Origin of the sequence: Pseudomonas sp. B6001 (assembly GCF_013386015.1) — a bacterium.
Classification (GTDB): Bacteria; Pseudomonadota; Gammaproteobacteria; order Pseudomonadales; family Pseudomonadaceae; genus Aquipseudomonas.
This window is the reverse complement of record NZ_JACAOX010000007.1, coordinates 64,004-77,059: the sequence shown is the minus strand read 5'-3', so window position 1 is coordinate 77,059 and position 13,056 is coordinate 64,004. Positions and strand designations below refer to the sequence as shown.

The 13,056-nt window shown below is 63.0% G+C and carries 11 protein-coding genes; 2 read left to right on the top strand and 9 right to left on the bottom strand.

Features of this window, described 5'->3' with window-relative positions; all coding sequences use genetic code 11:
- The first annotated feature begins 184 nt into the window (after nt 1-184).
- Together HX821_RS09405 and HX821_RS09400 are read left to right on the top strand one after the other, a co-directional pair.
- The gene (locus HX821_RS09405) at nt 185-1,042 is read left to right on the top strand and encodes a 2OG-Fe(II) oxygenase (RefSeq protein WP_102368166.1); all 858 of its coding nucleotides are present in this window, start codon (nt 185-187) and stop codon (nt 1,040-1,042) included.
- A 34-nt stretch (nt 1,043-1,076) separates the two neighbouring features.
- Nucleotides 1,077-2,501, top strand: a complete 1,425-nt coding sequence (locus tag HX821_RS09400; RefSeq protein WP_177035658.1) for a pyridoxal-dependent decarboxylase — start codon at nt 1,077-1,079, stop codon at nt 2,499-2,501.
- A gap of 30 nt (nt 2,502-2,531) precedes the next feature.
- Here the strand turns inward: HX821_RS09400 and HX821_RS09395 are convergent, their stop codons facing one another.
- The 9 genes from HX821_RS09395 to HX821_RS09355 all read right to left on the bottom strand — a co-directional run bounded on the left by HX821_RS09395 (nt 2,532) and on the right by HX821_RS09355 (nt 12,925).
- Nucleotides 2,532-4,868 (bottom strand): bifunctional diguanylate cyclase/phosphodiesterase, encoded by a 2,337-nt coding sequence (locus HX821_RS09395; protein WP_008438502.1) that lies wholly within the window; start codon nt 4,866-4,868, stop codon nt 2,532-2,534.
- A gap of 201 nt (nt 4,869-5,069) precedes the next feature.
- Nucleotides 5,070-6,245: a PotD/PotF family extracellular solute-binding protein gene (locus HX821_RS09390; protein ID WP_177035657.1), complete on the bottom strand. Its 1,176-nt coding sequence runs from the start codon at nt 6,243-6,245 to the stop codon at nt 5,070-5,072.
- Entirely contained in the window at nt 6,242-7,216 is a 975-nt protein-coding gene (locus tag HX821_RS09385; RefSeq protein WP_177027928.1) for a GTP-binding protein, read from the bottom strand. Before HX821_RS09385 ends, HX821_RS09390 begins: the two co-directional genes overlap by 4 nt.
- Nucleotides 7,217-7,301: 85 nt before the next feature.
- Nucleotides 7,302-7,595 carry a hypothetical protein gene (locus HX821_RS09380; protein WP_003210398.1) on the bottom strand — a complete coding sequence of 98 codons (294 nt, stop codon included), beginning with the start codon at nt 7,593-7,595 and terminating at the stop codon, nt 7,302-7,304.
- Between the two features lie 13 nt (nt 7,596-7,608).
- On the bottom strand, nt 7,609-8,358 hold the full coding sequence (locus tag HX821_RS09375; protein WP_177020385.1) for an SDR family NAD(P)-dependent oxidoreductase: 750 nt from the start codon (nt 8,356-8,358) through the stop codon (nt 7,609-7,611).
- 176 nt (nt 8,359-8,534) lie between these two features.
- A complete protein-coding gene (locus HX821_RS09370) occupies nt 8,535-9,296 on the bottom strand; it encodes an SDR family NAD(P)-dependent oxidoreductase (protein WP_177035656.1) in 762 nt (253 codons plus the stop codon).
- 12 nt (nt 9,297-9,308) lie between these two features.
- Nucleotides 9,309-10,649, bottom strand: coding sequence for an MFS transporter (locus HX821_RS09365; protein WP_003210404.1), 1,341 nt, complete (start codon nt 10,647-10,649; stop codon nt 9,309-9,311).
- A 42-nt stretch (nt 10,650-10,691) separates the two neighbouring features.
- Nucleotides 10,692-11,570 carry a polysaccharide deacetylase gene (locus tag HX821_RS09360; protein ID WP_003210406.1) on the bottom strand — a complete coding sequence of 293 codons (879 nt, stop codon included), beginning with the start codon at nt 11,568-11,570 and terminating at the stop codon, nt 10,692-10,694.
- Between the two features lie 11 nt (nt 11,571-11,581).
- Nucleotides 11,582-12,925, bottom strand: a complete 1,344-nt coding sequence (locus tag HX821_RS09355) for an amidase (RefSeq protein ID WP_177035655.1) — start codon at nt 12,923-12,925, stop codon at nt 11,582-11,584.
- Nucleotides 12,926-13,056: the final 131 nt, after the last annotated feature.

Genomic DNA, 13,056 nt, shown 5'->3' with positions numbered 1-13,056 from the left:
TGAAATAAAGCGATCCGATAGCGCCGATGTATTTAAAAGTTTACTCGGAAAAGTCCTATACCTCCCCAAAAGTCTTTCCCTCAACTTTGGCCCTGCGCCATCCGACGCTCACTGTCGCCAGTAAATCCCCAGCCAAACAAACGTTATCTATATGACGTGCTGTAACTAACATGGAGTTTTCATCATGACGGACCTCAACAGCGTTGAATCAATACCTGCAGTCCCGCATAGCCAGGCGCCCGGGATCCTGGCGCTTGAGCAACTCGACACACTCAGCCTGGAAAAACTTATTCGCGGAGAAATACTTGCCATCCGGGTACCTGACTACGCGAATGAACAAACCAGCGAAGTACTAAATAAACATATCAACGAAACGGCGACGCTCCAGGAATATAACCACGAGACCTATGAGCACGGAAAAGTTGTCCAGCATTTCTATGGTGTCCATCGCTGGGGAACACCGTTCAACTCCACCTACGGCAAGGCCGCAGACAGCTATTCGCAACAGAAATACTACGCAGACGCCACCCACATGCGCTGCGTGATCGATGACCTCTGTGCCCCGCGCAAACCACCCATCCATCTACTGATGGAGCATATCCGGCAGGTGTGGCCAGAAGGTGCGACAACCGCGGCGTTCCAGGGCCAGCCGATGTTCTGCGGCATTATCCGCGCCATGTTCCCGGAGACAGCCCACCTCTCCGAAACAGTCCCCCATGTCGATTGCCTGCCCTTGTCGATTGCCGAACTGGAACATCAATTCAGCGCGAATATTTACCTCGAAGTACCACCTTCGGGAGGTGAACTGGTCATTTGGGATACCGAGGCGTTTACCTACGACGAGGTCATCCGTTTCGAAGGGGCGGAACTGCCCGAAGATCGTTTGCAAAAACCGCTGCGCATCCAGCCGCAGAAAAACGAACTGGTGATTATCAATACTCGCCGTCCCCATGCCATTTGCGGTTTCGATTCAGGCAAGCGCATCAGCATCCAGTCGTTTATCGGCTATACCACTGGCCAGCCGTTTTACTTCTGGTGCTAACGCCTTTATTTCTCTTCCTGACGGACACCCTGATATGACACCTGAAGAATTCCGCCGACATGGCCACGCCATGATCGACCTGATTGCAGACTATCGACAAAACATCGAGCAACGCGGTGTGCAACCCACCACGGCCCCGGGCGAAATCAGGTCCGCATTGCCGGCCAGCCCGCCTGAGACAGCCGAACCGTTCGAACAGATCATGGGCGACGTCGAAACACTGATCATGCCCGGTCTGTTGCATTGGCAGCATCCAAGTTTCTTCGGGTTCTTCCCGTCGAATGTGGAACTGTCCTCCGTCCTCGGCGATTGCTTGAGTACCGGCCTGGGCGTGGTGGGATTGTCGTGGCAATCGAGCCCGGCCCTGACCGAAATAGAGGAAGTCACCACCGATTGGCTGCGCGACATGATCGGCCTGAGCGCCAACTGGAGCGGAGTGATCCAGGACTCGGCCTCGACCTCCACCCTGGTGGCGCTGATCAGCGCCCGCGAACGCAGCTCCCACTACGCGCTGATGCACGATGGCCTGCAAAACAGCGGCGCCCCCTTGATCGTCTACACCTCGGCCCACGCCCATAGTTCAGTGAACAAGGCCGCGATCCTGGCGGGGTTCGGCCAGAACAATATCCGTACCGTGGCAACCGACGAACACAATGCAATGTCACCGCATGCATTGGAGCGGGCAATCGAACAAGACCTGGCTGCCGGGAACAGACCCTGTGTGGTGATTGCGACCACCGGCACAACGGCAGCCATGGCCATCGACCCCCTGGAAGCCATCGGCGCCCTGACGCAACGCCACGGCCTGTGGTTGCATGTCGACTCAGCCATGGCCGGGGCCGCGATGATCCTCCCGGAATGCCGCGCGCTGTGGCACGGCATCGAGAACGCCGACTCGCTGGTCCTCAACCCTCACAAATGGCTGGGGGCGGCGTTTGATTGCTCGGTGTACTTTGTACGCGACCCCGAGCACTTGATTCGCATCATGACCACCAACCCCAGCTATCTACAGTCCAAGGCTGACGGCCAGGTCAGGAACTACCGCGACTGGCGGATCTCCCTGGGCAGCCGGTTCCGCGCACTGAAGCTGTGGTTCCTGATCCGCGAGCAAGGCGTCAGCGGCCTGCAGGCCCGGCTGCGGCGTGACCTGGAGAATGCCCGCTGGCTGGCAGAACAGATTGAAGGCAGCAAACACTGGAAACTGGTAGCCGCCGTCACCCTGCAAACCTTGTGCATTCGCCACGAGCCACCAGGCCTTGATGGTGAGGCGCTGGATAACTACACCCGGGCCTGGGCGGAAAAGCTCAACCATTCAGGCAGCGCCTACGTCACTCCCGCGGTGCTCGACGAGCGCTGGATGGTACGCGTGTCCATTGGCGCGCTGGGGACGGAGCGCCACCACGTCGAAGGCTTGTGGGAACGGTTGCAAACCCTGGTCGATGCAACGGTTGACCACTGAAAGACCGGCGTCGGTGCAGCCACCGACGCCCTAGACCGGCACGCGCTCGCGGCGCATCCACATCTCAAACGCCATGGCATTCAACGGCCGGCTGATCAGATAGCCCTGGGCCGTGTCGCACTTCCAGAGCTTGAGCAGCTTGAGGCTGGGCTCGAATTCCACCCCTTCGGCCACCACCTTGAGCCCCAGGTTGTGGCTCATTTCGATGGTCGAGCGCACGATCACGCCGTCGCCGGAAGTGCTGTCGAGGTTGCGCACAAACGACTGGTCGATCTTCAATTCCTGCACCGGCAGGCGTTGCAGTTGCGCCAGGGATGAATAGCCGGTGCCGAAGTCATCCACCGACAGGCTGATGCCACAAGCGCGCAGTTGCTCCAGCACGCTGAGGGCCTGGGCCGGGTTGTGCATGATCGCGCTTTCGGTGATTTCGAAAATCAGTTGCCGGGCCGATACCCGGTAGTGCGCCAGCAACTCGGTCACCCGCGGGGCCAGGCCGTCATCGGCCAGGTCATCCACCGAGATGTTCACCGACAACTGCACCTCCAACCCGCGCACCGCCCACTCGGCCAGTTGGCGAATGGCTTCTTCGATCACCCACTGGGTCAGGCTGCCCATGCTGCCGGTGCGCTCGGCCAGGGGAATGAACTCGGCCGGCGACACCAGGCCCAGGGTCGGGTGCTGCCAGCGCAACAGCGCTTCGGCCTGGCGCACATGGCCATGGTGCAGGTCGAGCTTGGGCTGGTAACACAGGTACAACTCGCCCTCCGTCGGCGCCCGGCGCAGGTCACGAATCAGGCTGATCTGGCGTTGATGGGCGAGGTCGCGGTCCTGCTGGTAGATCTGTAAGTAACCCGGGAACGCTGCCGCATCGTGGCGGGCAATCGCGGCGCGGCTGATCAGCTCTTCAACCTGCTGGCCGTCGGCCGGGTAGGCGGCGATGCCGATGCTCACTTCGTGGCGCAATTCATCGCCACCAATGCGCTGGGGTTCGGTGAGCAGCCCATACAAGCGGTCAGCCAGGGCCACCGCGCGGTCGATCGCAGTGTTTTCCAGCAGCAGCAAAAACTCGCTGCCGGTGATGCGCGCGGCGGTGTCGCTGGCCGACAGGCTCGACAGCAGGCAGCGGCTGGCTTCGCGGAGCATTTCTTCCACGCCTTCCGGGCCGTAGCCTTCGTTGATCACCCGGTAGTTTTCAATCCCCAGGTACAGCAACACCACCGGCCGGCCAGCGCTGATGGCGCTGCCCAGGCGCTCCATGGCCAGCGCGCGGTTAGGCAGGCCGGTGAGCGGGTCGTGCAAGGCGTTGTGGGCCAGTTGTCGCTCACGTACCGCGATCCCGGTTTGCATGGCGTTGAAGGCCTGGGCCAGCAGGCCGAATTCATCGTGGCTGCGCACCTGTACCGGTGTGCGGTAGTCACCGGCCCCGATGCGTTCGGCCGCCTGCACCAACGCGTTGAGTGGGCGTGAAACCCGCCGCGCCAGAAACAACGCACCCGCGAGCGACACCAGCAGCACCACCAGGGCGATCGCGAGAAATTGCCGGTCCAGCGGCGCGAAGGATTCAAGGGCGTGGTCCAGCGGGCTTTGCAGCAGCACCCGGACCTCGCCACCGTCTGCCGTGTTGCCCAACGGCAGCACCTGGCTGAGATAGCGCTGGCCGTGGAACAGGTTCAATTGCGCCACCGGAGTGATGTACGCGCCCTGCAGGTCGCTGGCAATCGACGCCTGTAGCGCCTCGGGCTGAGTACTGAACAATTCGCCGGGCTGACCATGCTGCGCGCTGATGAACGACACTTCCAGGTTGCTCATGGAGCGCAATTCACTGGCAAAGATTTCGTCCATCGGAAAGCCCATGGCGACACGGGCGATCGGTGCGGGGTCGACGACTTCCTGTTGCACCAGCAGGAAAGGCCGGCCATCCAGGGCCACGATCAACATTTGCAGGCCGCTGCGCCGGGCCTGGCGCAAGGCATCGTTATAGGGAAAGGCCTGGCCGGACGTCAGCGCCGGTAACGTGCTGACCATCACGCGGCCGTCGAGCCCCAGCACAAATACCTCGCTGGAACTCAGGCCGGTGCCATGCCGGCGCAGGGTCGCGAGAATCGCGTCGGGCTCGCCATCGGCGACAGCCTGGCGAAACGGCAGGTCCGCCGTCAGCCAGTTCAAGCCGTATTGCAGGCGCCGGCCACGCAGGTCGAGCAGGCGTTCGAACACCTGGCTGCCGGTTTCCAGCTGCACCTGGGCCTGGTTTTCCACGGCGCGATTGGTGGCGGTCTTCACCGCGAAATACACCGCCGCCACGACCACCAGCAACAGCAGCGCCAGCACCCCGGCAATCCGGGTTTGAAACGTATGGCGCCACCTCATTCTGTTGCCCTCTGGCAGCGCCTGCCCCCTCCAGCCGAAACGTCCCTTCGTCATACGCGTCCCTCGCGATAGCTGAACCGGCGTCAAATAAATATCCTTTTTACAGGGATATTTGAATTATCCAGATTAGCTGCGCAAGAGAAGAAGTGCACCCAATAAATACGGGAGTTTATATGTCATTAATTTGGCGACAGGCTGCCGTTACGACGTTCGCGCCCGCATGAAGTCCCCCCAACGCCGCACGAGATAGTTGTGCTCATCCATCACCGAGTTCCACACCGCGATATGCCCCATGCGCTGTTCATAGGAACCGCCGTCGCGCACGTCACCCACATCGATCAGCGGCAAGCCATCGCTGCCCAACAGCTCTTCCCGGGCGGGCAGCCCGGCGTACCAGTAGTCCCATTCGGCACTGCTCAGGTGATCACGGCTGCGAGCCGGGTTGCCGATGTAATAACCCTGGCGCGCCATCACCGCACCCGGCCAGCCGGACAGCCACCAGTTGAGGTAGGCATAGGCCGCATCCAGCACCGGGCCCTTGGCATGGCGCGACAGCGACAACCCGCCGAACCAGGCGCGATAGCCTTCACGGGGCACCGCCAGGCGGTATTTGACCCCGGCCCGATGCAGGCGCATCAGGGTCGGTGACCACAGGCTCTGGATATCGATGCTCGGGCTGAGCATCAGTTGCGCGGCTTCCTTGTCATCGGACCAGAACGCCGCGAAGTGGCCTTCCTTCTGTTTACGCACCAGGATATCGGCCAGTACATCGATCTCTTCGATGCTCATGTTGCCGATGTCCTTGAAGGTCGCGAGGCCCGCGCCTTGCACGGCCAGCGCCGCGTCCAGGGCGCCGATGGCGGCGTCGCTCTGCAACGCAGTGCGTGCGCCCCAGGCCGGGTCCAGCAACCAGCCCCAACTCTCGTTGGCGCGGTTGAACCCTTCGGGCAAGCGCTCGGGGCGGTAGGCGAAACTGTCGGCGTTGTGGGTCAGGGGCAGCATGCTGATGCGTTCGGTGACGGTGCTGCCGAGGCTGCCGTCGTGCTGCACGAAGAGGCGCTCGCTGGGCACACTGCCGCTGCCCAGACGGTCGTTGGCGGACAAGCGTCCGCGCTTGGGCAGGTCGTTGATCTCGTGCCACAGCGCAATGCGCCGGGTGTCGATCGGCTGGATCGCCCGCGCCGGCCACACGAAGTCGACGTTGTGAAACCACTGGTCGTAGAGGTCGTAGCTGTCAGGTTGCATCACCGCAATGCGCTGGGCCTGCTCGACATCATGCACCTGGTACACCAGGCGAATGCCCAGCTCTTTTTCCGCTCGCACACGCAAGGTTTCGAGCAAGGTCACCGAGGTGCCGAGGACGCGAAGCGTGATCATGCGGCGAACCTTCTGGAGAACACTTCAAAGGAGCGCCGCAGCAGAGCCGGGTCAAGCCCGCGCAGGATAAACACCAGGCGCGATTGCCGATCGGTCCCCGGCCAGGCAGGCAGGTGAACCGGGGCATGCAGGCAATGCTGCACGCCATGAATGACGATGGGAGCGTTACTGGCGTTCACGTTGAGCAGTCCTTTGACGCGAAGAATACGTTCGCCGTGGCATCTTAACAGCATCGATAACCAGACCCCGAAACCGACCCAATCCAGCGGCTGATCGAAGGTCAGGCAACAGACTTGCGCAGCGCCGTGGTTGGCGGCGGTGGTTTGATGGAGTTTCCAGCGGCTGACTTCTGCAGCGGGCTCGGCACTGCGCAGGCCTTCGCCAAGCAGCAGTTGTTCACCGCTGTCGATATCGCAGGTATTGAGGATCGGCGTACCGGCGTTCAGTGCCTGCAAGTGCAAGCGCAACGGGCCACAGTCTTCGACGAGGTCGGTCTTGCTCAACAGCAGGCGATCGGCAGCGGCCACTTGCGCCAGCCATTCCGGGTGCAGGCGCTCTTGCAGGGCGGCGTGGCTGGCGTCCACCAGCGTCACCACCAGGCCGATATGAAAGCGCCCGCGCAGTTGCACGTCGTTGTTCAACGTGGCGAGGATTGGCGCCGGGTCGGCCAGGCCGGTAGTTTCCAGGATCACCCGCTTGAAGGGCGGAATCTCGCCCCGCTCACGACGCTGCAACAGGCCGAGCAAGGCGTCTTTCAACTCGCCGCGAATCGAACAGCACACGCAGCCGCTGGGCAGCAGTACGGTGTCGGGCGCGACTTCCTCCACCAGCAGGTGGTCGATGCCGACGTCGCCGAACTCATTGATCAGCAACGCTGTGTCGCCGAGGCTTTCACCTTGCAGCAGGCGCTTGAGCAAGGTGGTCTTGCCGCTGCCGAGGAAGCCGGTGATGACGTTTAGCGCGATGCTCATAGTTCTACCTCAATGATGCCCCTGCAGGAGTCCGGCTTGCCGGCGATGGCGATATCAAGGACGCCATCGCCGGCAAGCCGGGCTCCTACAGTTCCAGATGATCGAGCAGGCGCGGGTCCAACGGGTCCAGCGGTCGACCGAGCATGGTCTCTGCCGCCTGCCACAATTGATCCAGGCCGCTGGCCAGTTCCTGTTTGCCGGTGGCGCCCAGCAGCAGATAGGACGCGCCCTGGAAGTCTTCGACCTTGAGCCGGAACACCGCCAGCACCTGATTGATCGCCGCGATGCGGCGCAGACGTTCGCGTCGGCGCGGCAATTCATCGCCCAAGGGATCGCTCCAGTGCAGGTCTTCGCCCAGCAGGCCGCAAAGTCCGCACATGCTTAGTACCCGCTCATGGCATGACGTCGCCGGAGTTCGGGCCAAGGGTCTGGCCGACGAACAGATTGCCGCCCGGCTCGCTGGCCAGCAGCACGGCAGTCGGCGCGACTTCGTCCGCCAGGCCGAAACGACCCAGGGGCAACTCGGCGGCCTTGGCGCGTTTCCAGGTGTCGCTGATGCCGCCTACCAATGGCGTTTCGATAGGCCCGGGTGCGATAGCGTTGACCAGTACGTTGTCCTTGGCCACTTCCAGGGCCAGGGATTTAGTGAAGCCGATCACGCCGGCCTTGGCCGCCGCATAGTGCGTCAACTCGGCGCCGCCCTTGATCCCCAGTTGCGAGGCGACGTTGATGATCCGGCCCCAGCGCTGGGCGATCATGTGAGGCAAGGCGCGCTGGCTGGCGACGAACACGCTGGTGAGGTCGACGCGCAGCATGTCGTTCCACATGTCCAGGGTCAGGTCGACGCAACGGGCCTGGGTCAGCATGCCGGCGTTGTTGACCAGGATGTCGATGCCGCCGTAGTGGGTGACGCAGGCATCGACGCTGGCCCGGGCGCCGTCGACGGTGCCGACATCGGCCACGCACTCGAGGACTTCGGCGCCGAGGTTGCGGCAGGTGATGGCGGTTTCGGCGAGGGTGGCGGCATCGCGGTCGGCCAGCAACAGGCGCGCGCCTTCGACGGCGTAGGCACGGGCGATGGCGGCGCCGATGCCGCTGCCGGCGCCGGTGATCACAGCACGGCGGTTAGCGAGTTGGGGCATGGTGAACTCCTGAAATAATCAAACGGCGAACGCGGTCAAAAATGTGGGAGCGGCGGTGCGACGATTCGACTTGCTCGCGAATGCGGTGGATCAGTTCCGCATGTATTGGCTGGCACTCCGCATTCGCGAGCAAGCCCGCTCCCACATTTGGAGCGAGTCCGGCTTAAAACTGGGGGTTAGTCCGGCCAGCGCACGGTCAAGCCACCATCAATCACAATGCTCTGCCCGGTCAGGTAGCTCGACTCCTCACTGGTCAAGAACCGCACCAGGGACGCCACTTCATCCGCCCGCCCGACCCGGCCCAGCGGAATCGCCCGCGCGGCTTTCGCCAGCCCTTCCGCCCCGAGGGAGTTCTTCGCGTCCAGCGACTGGGGCGTTTCGATCAACCCCGGAATCACCGCGTTGCAACGAATCCCCAACGGCGCCAATTCCACCGCCAGCGACCGACACAACCCCGGCACACCGGCCTTGGCCGCCGCATAGTGCGCGTGCTCCTGCCAGCCATACACGCCACCGGCAATCGACGAAATCGCCACCAGCGCACCGCCTTCATGCATGTGCCGGGTCGCCGCCCGGAAGGTGCGCATCACCCCGGTCAGGTCGACGTTGAGCATCTCGTTCCACAGCTCGTCGGTCATCTCCAGCAGTGGCGCACGGCGTAACAAACCGGCGTTGGCCACCGCGTAATCGAGGCGACCGAAGTGCTGGACCGCCTGCGCCGCCAGGTTATCCACCGAGGTTGTATCGCCCACGTCAAGCGGCAACATCAGGCATTCACCGCCCGCCTCTTCCACCAGCGCAACCGTGTGATGCGGGTCATGGGGATCGGCCGGGTAATACCCACCCACCACCGCCACGCCGCTGCGGGCGTACGCCACCGCGAGGGCCTGGCCGATGCCGCTGGCGGCACCGGTAATCAATGCAACTTTACGACTCATCGAATCAACTCCTTACTGGACGGTTTCCGGACGCACATGGCGCGCGGCAAACATCAACGCACCGGAGAGGAAGCACGGCACTGCGCCAAACCACAGCGCAGCGGTCTGCCAGTCACTCCCGGCCGACAACACCTGGGTCGCGCCGAACCCGGCGACCACCGCACCAATCGGCCCCATGGCATGGATGATCGCGCCACCGGTAGCCCGGATGCTGGTGGGGAAACTTTCACTGATGAAAAACAGCGCCGCCGAGTACGGCCCGATCAGGAAGAACAGGCCCAGGCTGTACAGCCCCACCACCATCGCCATGTTGCTCGGGCCAAACAGCATCCCGGCAAACGACAGCCCGCCGAGCATCCAGCCCAGGCCGATGACATTGCGCCGGCCGATCTTGTCGCCCATCCAGCCGTGGCTGAGGTAGCCGCAGTAGCCCACCAGGTTCGACAGCACGAGGATGATCAGCGAGTTCTCGAACGAGATGTGGTGCACGCTGACGATCACCGACGTACCCAGCACGCTGAACACCTGGATCGCCGCCCAGTTGAGCAGCAGCGCCGCACCGATCACCAGGGTTGCACGGCGGGCCGGGCCACGGAATGCGGCCTTGAGGCCGGCCTTGCTGTGTTCGTCATAGTCCACGCCGTAGGTCACGGCGACGTTTTGCGCCTCTTTCACCGCGCCGCTTTTACGCAGCTCGCTGATGCGCTGGTGAATCTGGAACTGCGGGCTTTCCTTGAGCTTGCGCGCCATGACCGCGATGACAATCGCCGGGATCGCCGCAAACACGAAGCACCCCTGCCAGCCAATCACCGGCAGCAACAGCGCGGTCAAACCCGCCGCGATCAACGCGCCCACCGGCCAGCCACCCTGCACCAGGCTGTAGATAAAGCCGCGACGCTTGGCCAGTTTTGGATCATCGGAAGCCGCGTACAGTTCGCTCAAGTAAGTCGCGTTGACGGTTTCCTCGGCATACCCCAGGCCGCCCAGCGAACGGATCAGGATCAGCGAAGACTTGCCCCACGCACCACCAATGGCGGTGAGCGCCGAGCAGATCGCCGAACCGGCCACGGTGAAAATAATCCCTTTGCGCCGACCCAGTTTGTCCACGATCGGACCGATGGCCAGCGCGACCACGGCGGTGCCTACCGCCACCCATGTCGCAATCTCCGCCTGCTCCACTTCACCCCAGTTAAAGTGCCGCCCGATTTCCGGCAGCAAGGTGCCGAAAAGGATGAAGTCATACACCGCAAACACCCAGGCGAAAAACGCGATCCAGGTGGCGAAACGCACCTCCTTGGGCGTCAGTTGCCGGGGTTTCCAGCCAGTCAGATCAAGCTTGTTGTAGATAGACATGAATCGCGCCTCGGGAGGTTGGCCAGGGTTTAGGTACGGGTGTCAGGTACGCGGTTGGCGGCGGATAAAGTCATCGGCGATTTCGTCGAAGGTGACGAAGCGCACGCCGGCATGGCTCTGGATGTGTTCGATCAGCCGCTCAAGCATCAGCAGCACTTGCGGGCGGCCGGACACGTCGGGGTGGATAGTCATGGTGAACACCGCGTGTTCGTGCTCGCGGTAGACCCAGTCGAACTGGTCGCGCCACATTTCTTCGAGGTGACGCGGGTTGACGAAGCCGTGGCTGTTGGGGGCTTTCTTGATGAACATCATCGGCGGCAGGTCGTCTAGGTACCAGTTGGCCGGGATCTCCACCAGGTCGGTTTCTTCGCCGCGCACCAGGGGTTTCATCCAGGTGTCGGGGTGCTGGCTGTAGTCGATCTTGGTCCAGGTGTCGCCCTTGCGCACGTAGTACGGGTGGAAGTCGTTGTGCATCAGGCTGTGGTCGTACTTGATGCCTTTTTTCAGCAGCAGTTCGTTGGTGACCTTGCTGAATTCCCACCACGGCGCGACGTAGCCGGTGGGGCGTTTGCCGGTGACCTGGGTGATCAGCTCGATGGATTTGTCGAGGACGATTTCTTCCTGCTCGGCCGTCATCGCAATCGGGTTTTCGTGGCTGTAGCCGTGCACACCGATTTCGTGACCGGCGTCGGCCACCGCCTTCATCTGCTCGGGGAAGGTTTCCATCGAGTGGCCGGGGATAAACCAGGTGGTGCGCAGGCCGTAGCGCTCGAACAATTTGAGCAGGCGTGGCGCACCGATTTCACCGGCGAACAGGCCGCGGGAAATGTCGTCCGGGGAATCTTCGCCGCCATAGGAACCGAGCCAGCCGGCGACCGCGTCGACGTCGACGCCAAATGCACAGAGGATGTCTTTAGCCATGATGTGTCTCCTTAAAAAGTGAGTGCGGTTTCTACTGACAGCGCGGCCCGAAGCAGGCGCGCGTCTTCGCCGCTGGGGGCGCTGAGCAACAGGCCGGTGGGCAGGCCCAGGACATCGCGGCCGCTGGGCAGGCTGACGCCGGGCATGTCCAGCAGGCTGCCGGGCATGGTCAGGCGCAGGGTGGCGAGGTTGGTGCTGACGAACAGTTCAAAGTCGGCTTCCAACGGCGCCAGGGCCGGGGCCACATGGGCCACGGTGGGGGTGATGAGGATCGCGCCGTCGAGTTCGTCGACAAGCTGCTGTTGCAGGCGGCGACGGGCGTCGTACAGCGCCAGCAGTTGGCTGGCCGGCAGTGTGCGGGCCGCTTCAAGGCGACGGCGAACGCGGGGGTCGAGTTGCTCGGCATCAGGGCTGTCGAGCAGGGCTTCGTGGAGGGCGAAGGCTTCGAAGGCGCCGAGCCAGCCCTGGTGCAGGATCAGGTCGAGGGTGGCCTGGAAGGTCTTCGAGGGGCGTACCTCAATCAGTGCGCCGTGCGCCTTCAATTGGTCCACGCAACGTTGCAGGTTATCGCGCACCGCAGGTTCAACCCGGGCGTCTTCCAGCACACTTTGCTCGACCCAGAAGCGCTGGCCATTGAGGCTGCGGGGCGGGCGTGGTGGGCGCTGGTCGCGACCATTGAGCAGGTCGTCGATGGCCAGTGCATCGCGCACGCTGCGGGTCAGCGGGCCGAGGCTGTCGAGGGTGTGAGCCAGCGGGAAAACGCCGTCGCGGCTGTAGCGCCGGCAACTGCTGCGATACCCCACCACGCCATTCAGCGCAGCCGGAATACGGATGGAGCCCGCGGTGTCGGTGCCCATGGCGATCGGCACGATGCCGGCCGCCACCGCGACTGCCGAACCCGACGACGAACCGCCGGGAATCCGCGGTTGGTCGACGCTGCTCGGGTTGTGCGGCGTGCCGAAATGCGGGTTCAGGCCCAGGCCGGAATAGGCCAGCTCGCTGAGGTTGGTCTTGCCGACGCTGACCATGCCGGCGCGGCACAACAGGCCCACACTTGGCGCGTCCAGCAAGGCGGCCGGCGCATTACGGCGATAGGCCGCGCCCGCCGTGGTAATGCTGCCGGCCACATCGAACAGATCTTTCCAGGCCAGTGGCACCCCGTCGAACACGCTCAACGGCTGGCCGGCACGCCAACGGGCGGCCGACGCTTCGGCCTCACGGCGGGCGCGCTCGGCGGTCAGGGAGATGAACACGCAGGGGGCCATGCTCGCGTGGGCAAGTGCCTGTTCCAGGACCTGCACCGGGTCGCTGCGACCGCTGGCGAAATCCTCGGCCATTGAAGTGGCGTCTGACATGGGAATGACCTTTGAAAAATGTACATATTAATAAAATGTACATTTTACAAAGGCAGCTTTCGTGCCAGTCTCGTGGACAGCTCGGTTGCCACACCTGGCACTTTGGAGCAGATCCACGGGCTAGATGGGTT

What these genes read in the sequence shown, in the direction of transcription:
- HX821_RS09405 (WP_102368166.1), top strand. Translation starts at nt 185, where the DNA reads ATGACGGACCTCAACAGCGTTGAATCAATACCTGCAGTCCCGCATAGC.
- HX821_RS09400 (WP_177035658.1), top strand. Translation starts at nt 1,077, where the DNA reads ATGACACCTGAAGAATTCCGCCGACATGGCCACGCCATGATCGACCTG.
- HX821_RS09395 (WP_008438502.1), bottom strand. Translation starts at nt 4,868, where the DNA reads ATGAGGTGGCGCCATACGTTTCAAACCCGGATTGCCGGGGTGCTGGCG.
- HX821_RS09390 (WP_177035657.1), bottom strand. Translation starts at nt 6,245, where the DNA reads ATGATCACGCTTCGCGTCCTCGGCACCTCGGTGACCTTGCTCGAAACC.
- HX821_RS09385 (WP_177027928.1), bottom strand. Translation starts at nt 7,216, where the DNA reads ATGAGCATCGCGCTAAACGTCATCACCGGCTTCCTCGGCAGCGGCAAG.
- HX821_RS09380 (WP_003210398.1), bottom strand. Translation starts at nt 7,595, where the DNA reads ATGTGCGGACTTTGCGGCCTGCTGGGCGAAGACCTGCACTGGAGCGAT.
- HX821_RS09375 (WP_177020385.1), bottom strand. Translation starts at nt 8,358, where the DNA reads ATGCCCCAACTCGCTAACCGCCGTGCTGTGATCACCGGCGCCGGCAGC.
- HX821_RS09370 (WP_177035656.1), bottom strand. Translation starts at nt 9,296, where the DNA reads ATGAGTCGTAAAGTTGCATTGATTACCGGTGCCGCCAGCGGCATCGGC.
- HX821_RS09365 (WP_003210404.1), bottom strand. Translation starts at nt 10,649, where the DNA reads ATGTCTATCTACAACAAGCTTGATCTGACTGGCTGGAAACCCCGGCAA.
- HX821_RS09360 (WP_003210406.1), bottom strand. Translation starts at nt 11,570, where the DNA reads ATGGCTAAAGACATCCTCTGTGCATTTGGCGTCGACGTCGACGCGGTC.
- HX821_RS09355 (WP_177035655.1), bottom strand. Translation starts at nt 12,925, where the DNA reads ATGTCAGACGCCACTTCAATGGCCGAGGATTTCGCCAGCGGTCGCAGC.